General features: G+C 58.3%; 14 protein-coding genes. 7 read left to right on the plus strand and 7 right to left on the minus strand.

Features of this window, described 5'->3' with window-relative positions:
* Positions 1 to 161: 161 nt before the first annotated feature.
* Positions 162 to 1,973: a BCCT family transporter gene (locus tag Q0932_RS14315; RefSeq protein WP_299354403.1), complete on the plus strand. Its 1,812-nt coding sequence runs from the start codon at positions 162 to 164 to the stop codon at positions 1,971 to 1,973.
* Positions 1,974 to 2,010: 37 nt separating this feature from the next.
* Here Q0932_RS14315 and guaD read toward each other — a convergent pair whose 3' ends face one another.
* Entirely contained in the window at positions 2,011 to 3,303 is a 1,293-nt protein-coding gene (guaD, locus tag Q0932_RS14320; RefSeq protein ID WP_299354406.1) for a guanine deaminase, read from the minus strand.
* Between the two features lie 126 nt (positions 3,304 to 3,429).
* Between guaD and mgtE the strand changes: the two genes are divergently transcribed.
* On the plus strand, positions 3,430 to 4,821 hold the full coding sequence (gene mgtE, locus Q0932_RS14325) for a magnesium transporter (protein WP_299354409.1): 1,392 nt from the start codon (positions 3,430 to 3,432) through the stop codon (positions 4,819 to 4,821).
* The gene (locus Q0932_RS14330; RefSeq protein ID WP_299354411.1) at positions 4,821 to 5,384 is read left to right on the plus strand and encodes a 5-formyltetrahydrofolate cyclo-ligase; all 564 of its coding nucleotides are present in this window, start codon (positions 4,821 to 4,823) and stop codon (positions 5,382 to 5,384) included. The genes mgtE and Q0932_RS14330 overlap by 1 nt, the downstream gene beginning before the upstream one ends.
* Before the next feature lie 278 nt (positions 5,385 to 5,662).
* Here Q0932_RS14330 and Q0932_RS14335 read toward each other — a convergent pair whose 3' ends face one another.
* On the minus strand, positions 5,663 to 6,058 hold the full coding sequence (locus tag Q0932_RS14335; RefSeq protein ID WP_299354414.1) for a DnaJ family domain-containing protein: 396 nt from the start codon (positions 6,056 to 6,058) through the stop codon (positions 5,663 to 5,665).
* 167 nt (positions 6,059 to 6,225) lie between these two features.
* On the opposite strand from Q0932_RS14335, the gene Q0932_RS14340 reads away from it, so the two are divergent.
* The 3 genes from Q0932_RS14340 to Q0932_RS14350 are packed head-to-tail and all read left to right on the plus strand — an operon-like array spanning position 6,226 to position 9,760.
* On the plus strand, positions 6,226 to 7,044 hold the full coding sequence (locus tag Q0932_RS14340) for a TIGR00282 family metallophosphoesterase (RefSeq protein ID WP_299354417.1): 819 nt from the start codon (positions 6,226 to 6,228) through the stop codon (positions 7,042 to 7,044).
* Positions 7,041 to 7,931 (plus strand): DMT family transporter, encoded by an 891-nt coding sequence (locus Q0932_RS14345; protein ID WP_299354420.1) that lies wholly within the window; start codon positions 7,041 to 7,043, stop codon positions 7,929 to 7,931. The genes Q0932_RS14340 and Q0932_RS14345 overlap by 4 nt, the downstream gene beginning before the upstream one ends.
* Before the next feature lie 44 nt (positions 7,932 to 7,975).
* A complete protein-coding gene (locus tag Q0932_RS14350; protein ID WP_299354423.1) occupies positions 7,976 to 9,760 on the plus strand; it encodes an SLC13 family permease in 1,785 nt (594 codons plus the stop codon).
* A 114-nt stretch (positions 9,761 to 9,874) separates the two neighbouring features.
* Here Q0932_RS14350 and lpdA read toward each other — a convergent pair whose 3' ends face one another.
* From lpdA to Q0932_RS14375, 5 genes are all read right to left on the minus strand, one after another.
* A complete protein-coding gene (lpdA, locus tag Q0932_RS14355; protein ID WP_299354426.1) occupies positions 9,875 to 11,602 on the minus strand; it encodes a dihydrolipoyl dehydrogenase in 1,728 nt (575 codons plus the stop codon).
* Positions 11,603 to 11,614: 12 nt separating this feature from the next.
* The gene (gene aceF / locus Q0932_RS14360; RefSeq protein WP_299354428.1) at positions 11,615 to 12,880 is read right to left on the minus strand and encodes a dihydrolipoyllysine-residue acetyltransferase; all 1,266 of its coding nucleotides are present in this window, start codon (positions 12,878 to 12,880) and stop codon (positions 11,615 to 11,617) included.
* A 21-nt stretch (positions 12,881 to 12,901) separates the two neighbouring features.
* Complete coding sequence (aceE, locus tag Q0932_RS14365; protein WP_299354430.1) at positions 12,902 to 15,556, minus strand: pyruvate dehydrogenase (acetyl-transferring), homodimeric type; 2,655 nt, start codon at positions 15,554 to 15,556, stop codon at positions 12,902 to 12,904.
* A 188-nt stretch (positions 15,557 to 15,744) separates the two neighbouring features.
* On the minus strand, positions 15,745 to 17,082 hold the full coding sequence (locus tag Q0932_RS14370; RefSeq protein ID WP_299354433.1) for a nucleobase:cation symporter-2 family protein: 1,338 nt from the start codon (positions 17,080 to 17,082) through the stop codon (positions 15,745 to 15,747).
* 89 nt (positions 17,083 to 17,171) lie between these two features.
* Entirely contained in the window at positions 17,172 to 17,657 is a 486-nt protein-coding gene (locus Q0932_RS14375; RefSeq protein ID WP_299354436.1) for an ureidoglycolate lyase, read from the minus strand.
* Positions 17,658 to 17,847: 190 nt separating this feature from the next.
* Between Q0932_RS14375 and uraH the strand changes: the two genes are divergently transcribed.
* Positions 17,848 to 18,204 carry a hydroxyisourate hydrolase gene (gene uraH, locus Q0932_RS14380; protein ID WP_299354439.1) on the plus strand — a complete coding sequence of 119 codons (357 nt, stop codon included), beginning with the start codon at positions 17,848 to 17,850 and terminating at the stop codon, positions 18,202 to 18,204.
* Positions 18,205 to 18,250: the final 46 nt, after the last annotated feature.

The following is an 18,250-nucleotide window of genomic DNA, read 5'->3' on the forward strand; positions in this document are numbered from 1 at the left end:
CATACCCGAGGGTATGTGATAGGGCGCTATTGGGTGCGACATTCTGGCAAAATGATAGCGCTAAATGTCGCAAAAACGTCTCCTTCCATCGTTTAACGGACGCAAATTCCCAACGGAACTCGAAAGGATGGCCCGAATATGTGCAGAGAGGGAGAACACATATGTCTATCAAACCACCTTTTACCGAGCTGGAGATCCGCAAGGCGGCCAGCGGGTTCTATGAGGGACACAGTCTTGAAATTGCTCTTTTGAGCAAAGGCATCATGGTGGCACTTGTCATCTGGGCTCTTGTCTGGCCTGCCAACGCAAACGGTGTCTTGGGCAGTCTGAACTGGACGCTGCTTGAAAGCTTCAACAGCTTCTACATCATCATCGTCGGGCTCTTCATCTTTTTCCTGTTGGTCGTGGCGCTTTTGCCCGGCACTGGCAGCAGGGTTATGGGATTGCCCGGAGAAAAGCCTGAGTTTAGCAATTTTTCCTGGTTCTCGATGATGTTTGGCGCCGGTCTGGGCGTAGGTCTGATGGTGTTCGCGACCGCAGAGCCGCTTGGCCTTTGGGGGTCAAACCCCGTTGTTCTGTCGGGCGACGTTGCCCCCAACACAGAAGAAGCATTGCAGTCAGGGTACCGCTACACGTTCTTGCACTACGGCTTTCATGCTTGGGCAATCTATGTCGTGACAGGTCTGTCGCTGGCCTATTATGCCTACACACGAGACATGCCTTTGACGATCCGTTCGGCGCTGACACCGCTGTTTGGTAAGCTGATGAACGGCATCTTGGGTCATATCGTGGATGTGCTTGGGGTGGTTGCGACGATCCTTGGCGTGTCGGTCACGATCGGCTTTGGTGTTTCGCAGTTCATCGACGGCATGTACGCGATTACCGGTATGGAATGGATGATGGACATGAGTGGTGACGCGCCAGCGCCCGCCACAGTCGGTCTGATTGCCGGCCTCGTTGTGATCATGGGCCTGTCGATCATTTCGGCGGTTTCCGGCGTTGGTCGTGGGGTGAAATACCTTTCGAACCTCAATCTGGTTTTGTCGATCATCCTGTTGATGACCTTTGTGATCTTTGGCTCGTTCCTGTTTGCCATGACCACTTATGCAGCAGCCTTTGTCGACTACATCCTGAACTTTATCTCGCTCAGCTTTGGGGCCTTTGGGCCGCAATCGGCGACTGAGTTTGCGGCGGCCTTGCCTGCGGATGCAGCCCCTTATGCGGATGCCTTGCGCGGTGGGGCGACCAATGCATGGGGCAGCTTTGATGGCTTCAAAGGCGCACTAGAGGGCGAGGCAGCGGCCCTGTCTGACGATGTGCTGATGGCGGCCTATGCAGCTGGGGAGCCGGGGCGTCAGTTCGGCTGGCAAGCTGGCTGGACCACATTCTACTGGGCTTGGTGGATTGCGTTCTCGCCGTTTGTTGGCCTGTTCCTTGCCCGCATTTCCAAAGGTCGTTCAGTGCGTGAGTTCATCATCGGCTGTGTTTTTGCGCCGGCTTTGGTGTGCTTTGCGTGGATGACCGTTCTTGGCGGTACCGCGATTGACCTTGAACTGACTGGTGGCGCCGAAGGCGCAATCATCGGTGCGTCAAACACAGCTAAGCTGTTCGTGACTCTGGGCGAGATGATCTCGGGCGGATTCCTGACCGGCATCACCATCATGTGCGTGATCCTGATCATGACGTTCCTTGTGACCTCGGCTGACTCGGGCATTCTGGTGATGAACACCATCATGTCCGGTGGCGATCAAGAGGTGGGCAACAAGCACAAGATCATCTGGGGTCTGATCCTGACCGCTGTCATCGGAACCTTATTGATGGCTGCGGGCGATAACAACCCGCTCGATGCCTTGCGAAATGCCATGATCATCGGCGCTTTGCCCTTCACGATGGTGATGGGACTGATGTGCGTGTCGCTGACCAAGGCGCTTTATCGCGACAGCAAACGCGACAAGCTGTCGGCTGCCGAATAAACAATTCCTCCGGGCGGGCCAGTCCTGCCCGGAGACCTCAGGTGGCTTGCGTGCCGCCAATCCAGACATCGTGAATGGCGCGGTCATCGCCCATCATGATGGTCGGAAAAACCGCTTCCCAGATGTCGCCCGCCCGTGCACTGCGCTGTGCTATGTCAGGCGTTGAGGCCAGATCCAGCACCACCAGATCCGCCTCAAGCCCTGGCGCGAGATTGCCGATCTTGTCTTCCATATGCAGGGACGCCGCGGACCCGGCAGTTGCCAGCCAAAAAAGCTGGGCGGCGTGCAGCGAGTTGTGACGCAGGTGCGCAACCTCATAGGCGGATGCCATTGTGCGCAGCATCGAGAAACTTGAGCCTCCCCCTGTGTCCGTAGCCAGACCTACGCGCTGCCCTTCGGCCATCAATCCCCCCATATCAAACAGGCCCGAGCCGATGAACGTGTTTGAAGTGGGGCAGTGGATCAGCCCGGCGCCCACTTCTTTCAGACGGGCGCGTTCGCGGTCTTCCAGATGGATGGCATGCCCGTAGAGGCCCTTTTCCCCCAAGAGGCCGAACATCTCATAGGTGTCCAGATAGTCCCGCGCCTCGGGGTAAAGGTTACGAACCCACGCGATCTCATCCGTTTGCTCGCTGAGATGTGTTTGCATCAGGCACTCGGGGTGCTCAGCCCAGAGGTCACCCAGCGCGCGCAATTGTTCAGGGGTCGAGGTGGGCGAAAAGCGCGGCGTGATGGCATAGGACAGGCGGTCCACCCCATGCCATTTGGCAATCAGCGCCTTGCTGTCATCATAGGCAGATTTCGGGGTGTCGCGCAGCCCGTCAGGGGCGTTGCGGTCCATGCAAGTTTTGCCTGCAACCACGCGCTGCCCGCGGGCCTGCGCCTCGGCAAAAAAGGCATCAACAGATTGCGGATGAATGGTGCAATAGCTGACCATCGTGGTCACGCCATGTGACCGAGTCAGATCAAAATAGGTCTTGGCAATCTCAGCCGCGTAGTTTGGATCGTCAAAGCGCATTTCCTCAGGAAACGTGTAGCTGTTCAGCCAGTCGATCAGCCGTTTGCCCCAACTGGCTATAATTCCGGTCTGTGGATAGTGCACATGCGCATCGACAAAGCCCGCGCAGATCACTCCGTCGCCATAATCCACAACACGGGCCTGCGGGTGCGCCATGCGCAGCGTGTCAGCCTCGTCCACTGCTTCAATCCGGCCATTTTGCACCAATACAGCCCCACGGCGACGGTGATGTGCAGCCTCGTCCACAGGCACATGGAAGGGGTTCTGGCCAAAGCCTAGGGTTTGCCCCAACAAAAGGGTGGCGTCACTCATTTGCTATTCCTTTGTCGCACTGACCAAGCCTAGGCGATGAAATATCGCCTGTAAATTGCAGCCCGGCATTGAGTTTTGCCCCGGCTTTCCCCTATGGTCCGGCTCAAGCGACAAGGAGGGTGCCGTATGAGCCAGAATAGCAACCAGATCCCCCTTGAGAGCGATGCCGAAGACGATGCCTATGTGCTGGATCCCAAGGCGATTGCAGCTATCCTGTTTGCTGTAGACCGCGGAGATCAGGCGCAATTGTCCGCGTTGATGGATCCGTTGCACGCCGCTGACATCGCTGACCTTCTGGAACAGATCAATTCTTATGACCGGCGTCGGCTGGTTGAGTTATATGACCGCGAGTTTGACGGGGAGATCCTGTCTGAACTTGATGAGAGCCTGCGCGAAGAGATTATCTCGGTGCTGCGCCCGGATGTTCTTGCCGAAGCTGTGCGAGAGTTGGAATCCGATGACGTTGTGGACATTGTCGAGGACCTGGATGAACCTCAGCAAGAAGCCATTCTGGACGTTCTGGAGGATGCCGACCGGGTTGCGGTCGAACAGGCGCTGGCGTTTCCAGAAGATTCAGCCGGTCGTCTTATGCAGCGCGAGATTGCCTGGGCGCCCGAGCATTGGAATGTCGGTCAGTGTATCGACTATCTGCGCGAAGCCGAAGAACTGCCCGAGCAGTTTTACCACGTTATTCTTGTCGACCCCAAGATGCGCCCGGTGGGCAACGTCACGCTGGGCCGCATCATGTCTTCGCGCCGCGAGGTGCCGCTCAAGAACATCGTCGAAGAGGTGTTCCAAAGCATCCCCGTCACGCAGGACGAAGAGGATGTGGCCTATGCGTTTAACCAATACCACCTGATCTCGGCGCCGGTTGTTGACGAAGATGATCGTCTGGTTGGGGTCATCACCATCGATGACGCGATGGCCGTTCTCGACGAAGAACACGAAGAAGACATCCTGCGTCTGGCCGGGGTCGGGGAGAGTTCTCTGACGGACACTGTGTCGGAAACCGCACGGCAAAGGTTCCCGTGGCTGGGGGTGAACCTGTTGACGGCGATCCTCGCATCTGTGGTGATCGCGTTGTTTGAAGGCACGATTGAGAAATACGTCGCGCTGGCCGTTTTGATGCCCATCGTCGCGTCGATGGGGGGCAATGCCGGAACCCAGTCGCTGACCGTTGCCGTGCGCGCGATTGCGACCAAGGACTTGACTGGCGCCAATGTGTGGCGCGTGATCCGACGCGAAGTCTTGACCGGGTTGGTCAATGGCCTGGCCTTTGCCTTGGTCATGGGGTTGGTCGGCGTGTTGTGGTTCGGCTCTCTGGACCTTGGCTACATCATTGCCGCCGCGATGGTGATCAACCTTGTTGTGGCCGGGTTGGCCGGGACCGTGGTGCCGATCCTGATGGAAAAGATTGGCGTCGACCCGGCTCTGGCTTCGGGCACTTTTGTGACAACGGTCACGGATGTGGTGGGCTTTTTCGTCTTCTTGGGGTTGGCCGCAATGGTCTTAGCATAATGAAATCAAAAGATTTATCCGAAGTTAAAGCCGCCGCGCGCAAGGCCGCTTTTGCGCGCCGCAAACACGCGTTTGACGGGGCGGGGCGGGGGCAGTCGGCGCATTTGTCTGAAGTGCTGGCAGGGTATCGCGGCGTGCCTTTGGCGGGTTACATGCCGATCCGAACGGAAATAACACCGCTGGCGGCCATGGCCGAAGCCGCGGCCTATGGCCCGGTCGGCGTGCCGGTAATTCAGGCCGCAGGGCTGCCACTGGAGTTTTCGCGCTGGGAACCCGAGGCGCCCCTGCGTGAGGGGCCGTTTGGCGCGCAAGTGCCTGAAGTGGATGATTACTTCGACCCCGAGATTGTCATTGTACCGCTGGTCGCCTTTGACGCGCAGGGCGGAAGACTGGGCTATGGCGGCGGGTTCTACGACCGCACTCTGGAACGCCTGCGCGCCCGCCGCGCCACGCTGGCCATCGGCTTTGCCTTTGATGCACAAGAGGCTGAGAACCTGCCGCTGGAGCCCACCGATCAACCACTGGACATGATCGTCACCGAAAGCGGCTTCCGTAGTTTCTGAGGTAAGAATACCGTTTTGTATTTAGTCCTAAGGGACAAGATGACGTTTTTGTTCATTAAAAAGAGTTATGACTTTGCGGTTGGAGACGTTGTCGTCAGAGAGAGCTCAATGCCGTGCGCTCTTGGGGGCCTCTGCATCAAACGGCTGCATTGAGCCCCTGTTGATTGGGGCTGCATAGAGGCAAACCTTTTTTGAACGAGGAACTTTAAGCCGCGCCACCGGGTTGCTTTTGGGAGAACGCTATGCGGCATGGGGGAAACGAAGTTAACCTGTTTTCGTCAGCCGAATTTACGCAAGGCTTCCAGCTCGAGATCCAACCTCAGCTGCTGGCTAGCAATTTTTTTCATCAAGGATTTGCGAACCGATTCATCCGTTTCGGCTTTAACTGCCTGTCGAAGTTCCGTGATTTTGTTTTTCAACTCTATGGCCAATGGCTTGGCCTGGTTCTCTTTCATCAAACGATCAATCACTGGGTCTTTGGGGCTGGCGAGAAACTCCAGCGGCTTTCCGGCTCCCGGAAGGTCCTTGAATTCACCGGACTTGTCAGCGGCATTCATCGCCATTTCGATTGCTGAGTTCAGTGGATGTGACACGTTCCAATGCCTTTCGATTATTCTGTCTTGAATATAGGTATCTTTGTTGCCTGTTTCAGCTCTTCGCGACTGAATTTCCATTAGTTGCGGATGTTGGCTGATCCCCGTGCAAGGTCGGTTTGGTCCGCAAAGTAGGCTTTGGCACCGAATGCAGGGACGGTCCGCATCCAAACAGCACCCTGACAAAACGGCTCTCCTGACACGCAGCCTCTTGCTCGCGCGGGGTTAAGGGGATAGGCCGTTTCCCCATGAAAATGCTTTTCCTCGGAGATGTCATGGGGCGTGCGGGGCGCGCTGCCGTGTCGGAGAACCTGCCACGTCTGCGTGACGAATGGCGGCTGGATTTTGTCGTGGTGAACGGTGAGAATGCATCCAACGGCATGGGGCTGAGCGGGGTACATGCCAAGCTGCTGTTAGAGGCCGGCGCGGATGTGGTGACGCTGGGCGATCATGCTTTCGATCAGAAAGATATGATGCAGTTCATCCAGACCGAACCGCGTATCCTGCGTCCCATCAACTATGCCCACGGCGATGTGCCGGGGCGAGGGCATGGCGTCTATGAGGCACGTGGCGGGCGCAAGGTTCTGGTGGCGCAAACTTTGGGGCAGGTTTTTATGAAACGCCCCTATGACGATCCATTTTCGGCCATTGACGGCGTTCTGCGCAAATATCCACGAGGCGGCATGGTTCAGGCGGCGATTGTCGACATGCATTGCGAGGCCACCTCGGAGAAAATGGGCATGGGGCATTTCTGTGATGGCCGGGCGAGCCTTGTGGTTGGCACGCACACGCATGTTCCGACTGCGGACACCCAGATTTTGCCCCAAGGAACGGCGTTTCAATCGGATGCCGGAATGTGTGGTGACTACAATTCGGTCATTGGCATGGAAAAGACCGAGCCGATGCGCCGGTTTGTGACCGGTATGCCTAAGGCACGGTTCACACCGGCGCTGGGCGAGGCGACGCTGTCCGGGGTCTATGTGGAGACTGACGACCGCACTGGCGCGGCCACGCGCATCGAGATGGTACGACAGGGCGGGCGCCTGGCACAGGCCGGACCCTTGTGAGCCGTCTGTATCTTACTGCGATCCTGTTTTTACTAGGCATCGGGTGGGGGCTGACGCAGCCCTTGACCAAAATCGCTGTGAGTGACGGGTATCAGCCATTGGGTTTGATTTTTTGGCAGTTGGTGATTGGTGCGCTGGCGATGGGTGCGTTTCGACTGTTTCGTGGCAAACCGACGTTGCTGCCACGTCGCTTGTGGTGGTTTTTCCTGATGATTGCGGCGCTGGGCACATTGTTGCCCAACAGCTTTTCCTATCGCGCAGCCGTCCATTTGCCCGCGGGTGTGATGTCAGTGGTGATCTCACTGGTGCCGATCTTTGCTTTTCCGATCGCAATGGTGTTGGGACTGGACCGTTTCAATTGGCGACGCATGGGCGGGCTGGTAACGGGGCTGATCGGGGTCATGCTGTTGGTGGGGCCAGACAGCCTACCGGATCCGGGCATGGGCGTCTGGGTGCTGGTCGCGATGATTGCCACGCTGTGTTACGGGTTTGAGGGCAACATTGTGGCCAAGTGGGGCACACACGGGCTGGGACCCGGACACGTGTTGTTTGGCGCCTCGGTTGTAGGAGCGCTCGTAGCGCTGCCGCTGGCGGTGTTCAGCGGTCAGTTCATCGACCCGCGCACTGTCTGGGATGCGCCGGAATATGCGCTGGTTGCCTCGTCCGTGATCCATGTGGCGGTTTATACAGGATATGTCTGGCTGGTGACGCGGGCAGGGCCGGTTTTCACGGCGCAGGTAGCCTATCTGGTGACAGGCGCCGGGGTGCTCTGGTCGATGCTTTTGCTGTCAGAAAGCTACTCGGGGTGGGTCTGGGCCGCGATGGCGTTGATCTTCGCCGGGATGTTTCTGGTTCAGCCACGTCAGAAAGAGTCGCTTGCCCCCTGATCCTATCTGGGGGATTGTTAAGTCGAGCAAGTGCCGGAGACGAAATGGACTTTTTAGACCTCTCGCAGACCACGCAGGCTGTCCTGACGCTGACGACTGTGGTCGTGATGTTCATCCTGTTCTTGCGCGAGAGCTTTCCAACCGAGGTGGTTGCGATTGCGGGCGTGGCGACGCTTTTGGCGCTGGGCGTGTTGCCCTATCGCGACGCGTTGACCGTGCTGTCGAACCCTGCACCTTGGACAATTGGCGCGATGTTTATCGTGATGGGGGCCCTGGTGCGCACCGGCGCGCTGAGTGCCTTTACGCATCTGGCAGACAAGCAAGCCCAGACCAATCCCAAAATGGCGATCGCCATGTTGATGGGCTTTGTGATCGTCGCGTCGGCGGTGGTATCAAACACACCGGTCGTCGTGGTGATGATCCCGGTTTTTACACAACTGGCGCGCACGTTGAACACGACGGCGTCGAAATTGCTGATCCCATTGTCCTATGCGGCCATTCTGGGCGGCACGCTGACGTTGATCGGGACCTCGACAAACCTCTTGGTCGATGGCGTGGCGCGTGCACAGGGGCTTGAAGCGTTTTCGATCTTTGAAGTGACGCCGCTTGGCATCATCCTTGTGATCTGGGGGATGATCTATCTGCGGTTTTTCGGAAGCCGTTTGCTGCCCGAGCGCGACAGCATGGCGGATCTGTTGTCAAATCGCAGCCAGATGAAGTTTTTTACCGAGGCCGTGATCCCGCCGGACTCGAACCTGATCGGACGCGAGGTCAATGGCGTGCAGCTGTTCAAACGCGAAGGCGTGCGGCTGATTGACGTGGTTCGAGGAGACATATCACTGCGGCGTAACCTGCAGGGCGTCACGCTTGAGGTTGGCGACCGCGTGGTGCTGCGCACGCGCATGACCGAGCTTTTGTCGTTGCAGCGCAACAAGTCACTGAAGCGCGTGGATCAGGTTTCAGCGGTGGAAACGACCACGGTTGAAGTGCTGATCACGCCGGGCTGCAAAATGGTAGGCCGCTCGCTTGGGGCGATGCGCCTGCGGCGGCGCTTTGGGGTCTATCCGCTGGCCGTGCACCGGCGGAACCAGAATATCGGGCGGCAGCTGGACGATCTGGTGGTGCGCGTAGGCGACACGTTGTTGCTGGAGGGCGCGCCCGGTGACATTCAGCGTCTGGCCAGCGAAATGGACATGGTGGATGTCTCGCAGCCTTCTGAGCGCGAGTTTCGCCGCAGCCATGCGCCGATTGCGCTATTGGCGCTGGTTGGTTTGGTGGGGCTTGCCGGGTTTGGTGTGGCGCCTATCTTTCTGTTGTCGGTGCTGGCGGTGGCGGTGGTGCTGATCACCCGCTGTATCGATGCGGATGAAGCATTTTCCTTTGTCGACGGACGTCTGCTGGCTTTGATTTTTTCGATGCTGGCCATTGGTGTCGCCCTGCAAAGCTCGGGCGCCGTGTCGATGATTGTTGAGGCGATTGCGCCTTACGTCGCGATGTTGCCGCCGTTTCTGGTGGTCTGGGCGATCTACCTTCTGACCTCGGTGCTGACGGAACTGGTCTCAAACAACGCCGTGGCGGTTGTGGTCACGCCCATCGCCATCGGGTTGGCCAGTGCACTGGGCGTTGACCCCCGGCCGCTGGTCATCGCTGTAATGGTGGCGGCTTCGGCGTCCTTTGCGACCCCGATCGGGTATCAGACCAACATGCTGGTCTATGGGCCCGGCGGCTATAAGTTCACTGATTTCATGAAGGTGGGCATCCCGCTGAACCTGTCTGTGGGCCTTTTGGCCTCGGTGCTGATCCCGCTGATGTGGCCGCTTTACGGCTAAGGGGCGCTGCCCCTCTTGGGCCTTTGGCCCAATTCACCCCGGGATATTTCTGGCCAAAAGAAGGTTTGGGAGAGTGAATCGCCGCCCCGTTTGAATCGGGGCGGCGTTGTATTTTTACTTGCGCTTTTTCGGTGGCATCAGGTCGGTGATGGTGCCTTCGAACATCTCGGCAGCGAAATTCACCGTTTCCGAGAGGGTGGGGTGCGGGTGGATGGTGTGACCGAGATCCACGGCGTCCGAGCCCATTTCAATCGCCAGCGCCACTTCGGCAATCAAATCGCCTGCATTGGGGCCAACGATACCGGCACCGATGACGCGCTCGTGCTCATCAAACAGCACCTTGGTGATGCCTTCGGAACGGCCCAGCGATAGCGAGCGGCCCGAGGCAGCCCATGGGAAGGACCCCTTGCCGAGTTTGATGCCGTCTGCTTTGGCTTGCGTCTCGGTGACGCCAACCCATGCCACTTCGGGGTCGGTGTAGGCGACAGAGGGGATCACGCGGGCATCAAAGAAGCGTTTGTGACCTGCGGCGACCTCAGCAGCAACCTTACCCTCGTGAACAGCCTTGTGCGCCAGCATCGGTTGGCCGACCACGTCGCCGATGGCGAAGATATGGCTCTGGCCTGTGCGTTGCTGGTTGTCGACTGCGATAAAGCCGCGTTCGTCGACAGCAACACCGGCGGCTGCCGCATTGATCTTGGCGCCGTTGGGACGACGACCGACCGCGACGAGCAGTTTATCAAAGGTGTCAGTCTTCTCGCCGTCTGGGCCTTCCATCGTGACCTTAAGGCCAGCGTCAGTGGCGTCCACACCTGTGACCTTGGTCTTGGTCAGGATCGCCTCGTAACGGCCCTTGATGCGGTTGTGCAGCGGTTTGACGATGTCTTTGTCGGCACCCGGAATGATCTGGTCCATGAATTCGACAATGGTCACATTCGTGCCCAAAGCGTCATAGACACAGGCCATTTCCAGACCGATGATGCCGCCGCCCAGAACCAGCATACGCTCGGGGATGTCCTGCAGTTCCAGTGCACCGGTTGAATCGATCACGCGGGGGTCGTCATGGGGGATGAAGGGCAGGGTGACGGGTTCCGAGCCTGCTGCGATGATGCATTGGTCAAAGCTGACGGTGGATTTGGCACCATCATTGTCGACCTCGATCATGTTGGGGCCGGTTAAGGTTCCGTAGCCGTTTACGACCTGCACTTTGCGGGCCTTGGCGAGGCCTGCGAGGCCACCCGTAAGCTGGGTGATGACGCTGTCTTTCCAACCGCGCAGTTTGTCGAGATCGACCTCTGGCTTGGCAAATGTCACACCGTGATGCGCCATGTCTTCGGCTTCGGTCATAACCTTGGCCGAGTGCAACAGCGCCTTTGAGGGGATACAGCCGACGTTGAGGCAGACGCCGCCCAATGAGGCGTCTTTTTCGATCAGTACGACCTTTTTGCCCAGGTCCGCGGCACGGAAGGCGGCGGTGTAGCCACCGGGGCCAGAGCCGAGGACGACAACTTCGGCATGCACGTCACCTGCGCCGGTTGCAGTGCCTGTGGCGGCAACGGCTTGGGGGGCGGTTGGGGCTGCGGGGGCTTCGGCCTTGGGGGCCTCTTCGGCGGCAGCACCTTCGAAGATCATGATCGTGGTGCCTTCGGAGACATTGTCCCCTTCAGCCACTTTGATCTCTTTCACTACACCGGCGGCGGGTGAAGGCACTTCCATCGTGGCCTTGTCGCTTTCCAATTCGATCAGCGGGTCTTCGGCGGCGACGGTGTCACCGACCGAGACAAGGATCGACACAACGGGGACTTCGGAGAAATCACCAATATCGGGAACTTTGATGTCCATGGGGGTCTCTCCTTACCACATCAGCTTGCGCATATCGGCAAGCAGGTTTTTCAGCGTCACGGTGAACCGGGCGGCCAGCGCACCGTCGATGGCGCGGTGGTCATAGGACAGCGACAGGGGCTGCATCAGGCGTGGCACGAACTCTTCGCCGTTCCAGACCGGGGCCATTTTCGAACGTGTGAGACCGAGGATCGCCACTTCGGGCGCGTTCACAATGGGGGTGAACGATGTGCCGCCAATGCCGCCAAGCGACGAAATGGTGAAGGTGGCACCCTGCATTTCGGGGCCCTTCAACGTGCCTTCGCGGGCTTTGCCGCTGAGTTCCATCAGGTCCTTGGAAATCTCGACCAGACCTTTTTTGTCTGCGTCTTTGATCACCGGCACCATCAGGCCGTTGGGTGTGTCGGCGGCAAAACCGATGTTGTAGTAGGATTTCTTAATCAGCTTGTCGCCGTCTGGGTGGATCGATGAGTTGACCTCCCAATGCTGTTTTAACGCCGAAACGCAGGCCTTGATGACAAAGCTCAGCAAGGTCACGCGATAGCCGTCTTCCTTGGCCATCGTGTCCATTTCCTTGCGATATTTGTCGAGGTCAGTGATGTCGGCTTCGTCGTTGTGGGTGACATGCGGGATGTTCAGCCACGAGCGATGCAGGGCCGGGCCGCTGATCTTTTTGATGCGGGGCATTTCAACATCTTCGATCGCGCCGAACTTCGAGAAGTCGACCGCCGGGATTGGCGGGATGCCCATGCCACCCTGGGCGGCGCCGGCTGCGGCAGGGGCTGCGGCGGTCGAGGACTTGAGGAAGGCGGTGATGTCTTCACGAAGGATGCGGCCCTTGCGGCCCGATCCGTTCACCTTAGCTAGATCGATCTCCAACTGACGGGCAAATGCGCGCACGGATGGCGAAGCATGGGCCTTGCCAAAGCCAGCATCCGTCACGGCCGGAGCAGGCGCCGCCGGAGCCGGGGCTGCGGCAGGGGCTGCAGGGGCAGGGGCGGCAGCGGCAGGAGCCTCTTCGATGGGGGCTTCGGCCGCACCACCTTGGCCCTCAAGCACGAGGATCAGCGCGCCTTCGGATACGTTGTCGCCTTCGGCAACCTTGATCTCAACCACTTTGCCAGCGGCGGACGAGGGCACTTCCATCGTGGCCTTGTCGCTTTCCAGCTCAACAATCGGATCTTCTTCGGCGATCACGTCGCCCACGCTGACCAGAACGGTCACAACCGGCACATTGTCGAAATCACCAATGTCGGGAACTTTTACATCAATTGTCATGTCTCTATCTCCTTGTCCCGATCACACCAGGCGCGGGTTCGGCTTGGCGCCGTCGATGTCGTATTTGGCAAGTGCGCTTTCCAGCACTTTCTTGGTGATGCTGCCTTCGCGGTAGAGGTCCACCATGGCAGCTGCTGCAATGTGGTTTGCGTCGACCTCAAAGAACCGCCGCAGGTTCACGCGGCTGTCGGAACGTCCAAACCCATCGGTACCCAGCACGGTATAGGTGCCCGGAACACATGGCCGGATTTGCTCGGCATAATTCTTCATATAGTCGGTGGCCGCGATGATCGGGCCTTTGGCCTTGGCGAACTGATCGGCCACGAAAGAGGTTTTTGGCTCTTCCAGCGGATTCAAACGGTTCCAGCGGGCCACGTCCTGGCAATCGCGGGCCAGTTCGTTGAGGCTGGGCGCGGACCAAATTTCCGAGGTCACGCCAAAGTCTTCTTCCAGCATCTCGGCTGCTTTGAGGGCCTGCACCAGAATGGTACCCGAACCCATCAGGGTCACGTGCTTCTTGGTCGGTTTCTTGACCTCTTTGAAGCGATAGAGACCCTTGATGATCTCGTCCTCGACGCCCATGGGCATATCGGGGTGGCTGTAGTTTTCGTTCATCAGGGTGAGGTAGAAGAACACGTCTTCCTGATCCTGATACATGCGCTTCAGCCCGTGCTGCACGATGACGGCGACCTCGTATTGGAAGGTCGGGTCATAGGTGATGCAGTTGGGGATGGTGCCTGCAATGATGTGGCTGTGGCCGTCCTCGTGCTGCAGACCTTCACCGTTGAGCGTGGTGCGCCCCGCGGTGCCGCCCAGCATGAAGCCGCGCGCACGGCTGTCACCAGCGGCCCATGCAAGGTCGCCAATACGTTGGAAGCCAAACATCGAATAGTAGATGAAGAAGGGGATCATCGGCACGCCGTGGTTCGAATAAGACGTGGCGGCGGCGATCCAGTCAGCCATGGCACCAGCTTCGTTGATGCCTTCCTGTAGAACCTGACCGTCGACCTTTTCTTTGTAAAACATCATCTGGTCAGCATCTTCGGGCGTATAGTTCTGGCCCATCGGGTTGTAGATCCCAACCGAGCGGAACAGCCCTTCCATGCCAAAGGTGCGGCTTTCGTCCGGCACAATTGGCACAACGTTCTTGCCGACATTCTTGTCACGCAACAGCGTGGTCAGGATGCGGACGAAGGCCATGGTGGTGGAGATTTCACGCTCGCCTGTGCCTTTCAGCTGGGCTTCGAATTTCTCCAGCGCCGGGATGTCCAGCGAGGGTGCGTCCGAGAAGCGCTTGGGGAACTCGCCCCCCAGCGCCTTGCGGCGGTCGGCAAGGTAAGATTTCTGCGCATTGTTCAGCTTGACGAACGGTGCTTTAGGCAGGTCTTCGTCGCTGACCGGGATCTGGAAACGATCACGGAAGGCGCGAAGTTGATCCTCGGCCATCTTCTTTTGCTGGTGGGTGATGTTCATGCCCTCACCCGCGGTGCCCATGCCATAGCCCTTGACGGTTTTGACGAGTAGGCAAGTAGGCGTGCCCTTGGTGTCGCTGGCGCGTTTGAAGGCGGTGTAGACCTTTTGCGGGTCATGGCCACCGCGACGCAGGGACCAGATTTGCTCATCGGTCCAGTCCTCGACCAGCTTGGCTGTCTCGGGGTATTTGCCGAAGAAATGTTCGCGAATATAGGCGCCGTCCTTGGATTTGAACGTCTGATAGTCGCCGTCGACGGTTTCATCCATCAACTGGCGCAGCTTTCCGGAGGTGTCTTTTTCCAGGAGGTCATCCCAGCCCTTGCCCCACAAGAGCTTGATGACGTTCCAGCCAGCCCCGCGGAAGTCGCCTTCGAGTTCCTGAACAATCTTGTGGTTGCCGCGGACCGGGCCATCAAGACGCTGCAGGTTGCAGTTGACCACGAAGATCAGGTTGTCGAGGCCTTCGCGGGCGGCAAGGTCGATGGCGCCGCGCGATTCCGGTTCGTCCATCTCGCCGTCGCCCAAGAAGCACCAGACCTTGCGGTCTGCCATGTCGATGTGGCCGCGGTTGTGCATGTATTTCATGAACCGTGCCTGATAGATCGCCATGAGCGGGCCCAGACCCATCGAGACGGTTGGGAACTGCCAGTAATCGGGCATCAGCCAGGGGTGGGGGTAGGAGGAGAGACCCTTGCCGTCAACTTCCGAGCGGAAGTTCTCCATCTGCTCTTCGGTCAGGCGTCCTTCCATGAAAGAACGCGCATAGATGCCGGGAATGACGTGGCCCTGAAAGAAGACCAGGTCGCCGCCGTGGATCGCGGACTTGGAACGCCAGAAATGGTTTAACCCTATATCATACATCACAGCCGACGAGGCGAAGGAGGCGATATGGCCGCCGTATTCGCTGGACACTTTGTTGCGGCGAACAACAGTGGCCATCGCATTCCAGCGGTTAATCGTGCGGATCCGCCATTCCATGTCGAGGTCGCCCGGGAAGGGTTCCTGATCATCGGTGGGGATGGTGTTCTGATAGGGCGTCGTGGATGAGAACGGCAGGGTGGCGCCAGATGCGCGGGCCTGTTGCACAGCTTTGTCCAGCAAATAATGGGCCCGGTCGGCCCCGTCGCGGGCAATGACATCTTCGACAGCGTCTTGCCACTCGCGGCTTTCAATGGGATCGATGTCTTCGAATTGGGTCGCCATGTGCAGCGTCCTCCTCCTGATTGACGTTACGTTGGCTGCTTATAGTTTAATGCTAAACTACTTGGCTAGCCCGGTGGCGTCATAGCAGTCATGCATCAGGCGGGAAACTCGTAGAATTGGGTATTTTGCAAAGAAATGGGCCGGAGCAGGTGCTCCGGCCCTAAGCCGTTAGGGAGTGTCAACGACGATCAAGCGCCGTCCTGATCCATCTCTTCGGGCAGAACCAGGTTCAGCACGATGGCGCAAAGAGCCGTTGGTGCCACGGCCGAAGTCATCAGCGTTTTGACGACACCCGGAAGGTACTGCACGGCAGTCGGCACAAGGTTCAGGCCCAGACCCGCGGCCAGCGAGATCGCGATAATCACCATGTTGCGGCGGTTCATCTTGACCTCGGTCAGCACGTTCAGCCCGGCTGCAGCCACCATGCCGAACATGACGATCACGCCGCCGCCCAGCACAGGCAGGGGCATCGAGGCGATGACCGCACCGATCTTGGGCAACAGGCCGCAGATGATCATGATAATGCCAGCGATGGTCACAACATGGCGGCTCATGATGCCGGTCATGCCGACAATGCCGACATTCTGGCTGAACGAGGTGTTGGGCAGTCCGCCAAATACGCCAGCCACGGCAGTCCCAAGACCATCGGCGTAAGTTGCACCTTGGATCTCTTCGTCGGTGGCGTCACGTCCGGCCCCAGCTTTGGCTGTGGCCGAGGCATCGCCAACGGTTTCAATTGCCGAGACAACGGACACTAGAGTGACTGCAATCACGGCACCCAGGCTGAACTGGAACCCGTAAGGCAGTGGTTTGATGCTGGTGATCCAGGACGCTTTGGAGACGGCCCCAAAGTTTACCATGCCAAGAATATAAGCCAGCAGGTAACCCGCCAACAGCCCGATCAGAATGGCCGCGTTGGACAGAGAGCCCTTGGTAAAGAACTTGACCCCGAGCGCCACGATGACGACCGTCAGCGCCACAGACCAGTGCAGCAAGGAGCCAAAGCTCTCGGCTTCCATCTGGAATTTGGCGGCGCCACCTGCCGCGTATTTGATCGCAACCGGGATCAGGTAAAGACCGATGGCCAGAATGACGAGGCCGGTCACTAGTGGTGGAAACAGCCAGCGTATCTTGCCAATAACGGCACCCAGACAGAAATGCAGCACGCCGCCTATGATACAGGCGGTCAGCGCCACGCTAAGGCCTTGGGTCGCGGTGACCCCGGCCAGCACGCCAACAAAGGCAAAACTTGTGCCTTGCATGATCGGCAGACGCGCGCCCACGGGTCCGATCCCGACGGTTTGGAACAGCGTGGCGATGCCAGCAAACAGCATTGCCATCTGGATTAGGTAGATTTGCTCTGGTCCGCCAAAGGCCAGACCAGCAGCCCCCGCGACGATGATTGACGGTGTAACGTTGGACGCGAACATCGCCAGCACGTGTTGAAACCCTAGCGGCACCGCCTGTGCGAGCGGTGGGGTTACGTTCGGATCACTATACTGTGTCCCTGTTGCAGTATCAGCCATACGGAATTCTCCTGTTGGTATGGGGTTCTTGCTGTCTTCTTTTGCCGGACAGCTTTGGGTGATGGGCAGGTGGGACCTGCCAGTGGTATTCAGGACGACACAACCATGTAGGGGGTGTCGAACCAGAATTCTTCAAGGTTGTCGCCGGGTCCGATGCGGTCGACGACGGCAAAGAGACCGGGGGCCGTGAGAGGTGTGAGAACCCCGTGCCATGTGTTGCGGTGAAAGTTGATGGCCTGGCCAAGTGCCGTGACAAAGGCCTTTGGTGTGCCGGGCTTGCCGTGGTCATCCGGCGCTACAACCACAAGAAAAGGCGCCGGGGTCATGGGGATAAAGCTTTGCGAGCCCTCAGGGTGACGTTCCACCATATCAAGAGTGTAGGGTAGGCTGCGCGGCTCGGCGTCAAACAGGCTGATCCCGGCACGGCCATCGGAGAAATCCAGCCGAGCAAGATCATGGTGACGTCCGCACAGGCCCTGATTAATGATTTTGTCCGGGCTGTCTTTCAGCGCCAGAACATCGCCAAAGGATGCGAAAGCCGACGCGGTCAGCGGTTCGGTCACGATTGGCTTCATGACACACAATCCCTGTTCATCGCGGTGCACTTGATCATGCAGCCGTCTCCTATTGGTTCATTTGGTTCTATCTCAGAACAATCTGCGTGACTTTCGCAAAAAAACTGAAAGACTTCTTTGCGACTTCTGCCTGTCTTATCCGCAACAAATGCGGGAAAACCGGGGCATATGAATAAAAAGGGGGCGTTTCATGTCCGGATATCTCACCACACATGTTTTGGATACGGCGCGCGGCGTGCCTGCAGAAGGTATCAGGATCGCGCTTTTTCACCTATCCGGCGACAGCCGGGAAATGATTGCCGAGACAGTGACCAATGACGATGGCCGTACCGACAGTCCAATCTTGCCGCAGGATAAGTTCCAAACCGGGACCTATGAGTTGATCTTTTTTTGCGGGGACTATCTGCGTGATACCGGGCAGGCTGGGGACGATCCATTGTTTCTGGATGCTGTGCCGATCCGCTTTGGCATGTCAGACGGCGAGGCTCATTATCATGTGCCGCTCTTGTTGTCGCCATATGGCTATTCGACCTATCGCGGCAGCTAAGCGTCTTAGGCAAGAGTTGCGGCAAGAACTGCATTGCTATTCACAC

The sequence above is a fragment of the uncultured Shimia sp. genome (assembly GCF_947498095.1).
Taxonomy (GTDB): domain Bacteria; phylum Pseudomonadota; class Alphaproteobacteria; order Rhodobacterales; family Rhodobacteraceae; genus Shimia.

Bases quoted from the DNA above. Each gene is read 5' to 3' on its own strand.
- guaD (WP_299354406.1), bottom strand. From the start codon at position 3,303: ATGAGTGACGCCACCCTTTTGTTGGGGCAAACCCTAGGCTTTGGCCAG.
- Q0932_RS14335 (WP_299354414.1), bottom strand. From the start codon at position 6,058: ATGGAAATTCAGTCGCGAAGAGCTGAAACAGGCAACAAAGATACCTAT.
- Q0932_RS14375 (WP_299354436.1), bottom strand. From the start codon at position 17,657: ATGAAGCCAATCGTGACCGAACCGCTGACCGCGTCGGCTTTCGCATCC.
- aceF (WP_299354428.1), bottom strand. From the start codon at position 12,880: ATGACAATTGATGTAAAAGTTCCCGACATTGGTGATTTCGACAATGTG.
- Q0932_RS14370 (WP_299354433.1), bottom strand. From the start codon at position 17,082: ATGGCTGATACTGCAACAGGGACACAGTATAGTGATCCGAACGTAACC.
- Q0932_RS14350 (WP_299354423.1), top strand. From the start codon at position 7,976: ATGGACTTTTTAGACCTCTCGCAGACCACGCAGGCTGTCCTGACGCTG.
- uraH (WP_299354439.1), top strand. From the start codon at position 17,848: ATGTCCGGATATCTCACCACACATGTTTTGGATACGGCGCGCGGCGTG.
- lpdA (WP_299354426.1), bottom strand. From the start codon at position 11,602: ATGGACATCAAAGTTCCCGATATTGGTGATTTCTCCGAAGTCCCCGTT.
- mgtE (WP_299354409.1), top strand. From the start codon at position 3,430: ATGAGCCAGAATAGCAACCAGATCCCCCTTGAGAGCGATGCCGAAGAC.
- Q0932_RS14330 (WP_299354411.1), top strand. From the start codon at position 4,821: ATGAAATCAAAAGATTTATCCGAAGTTAAAGCCGCCGCGCGCAAGGCC.
- Q0932_RS14340 (WP_299354417.1), top strand. From the start codon at position 6,226: ATGAAAATGCTTTTCCTCGGAGATGTCATGGGGCGTGCGGGGCGCGCT.
- aceE (WP_299354430.1), bottom strand. From the start codon at position 15,556: ATGGCGACCCAATTCGAAGACATCGATCCCATTGAAAGCCGCGAGTGG.
- Q0932_RS14315 (WP_299354403.1), top strand. From the start codon at position 162: ATGTCTATCAAACCACCTTTTACCGAGCTGGAGATCCGCAAGGCGGCC.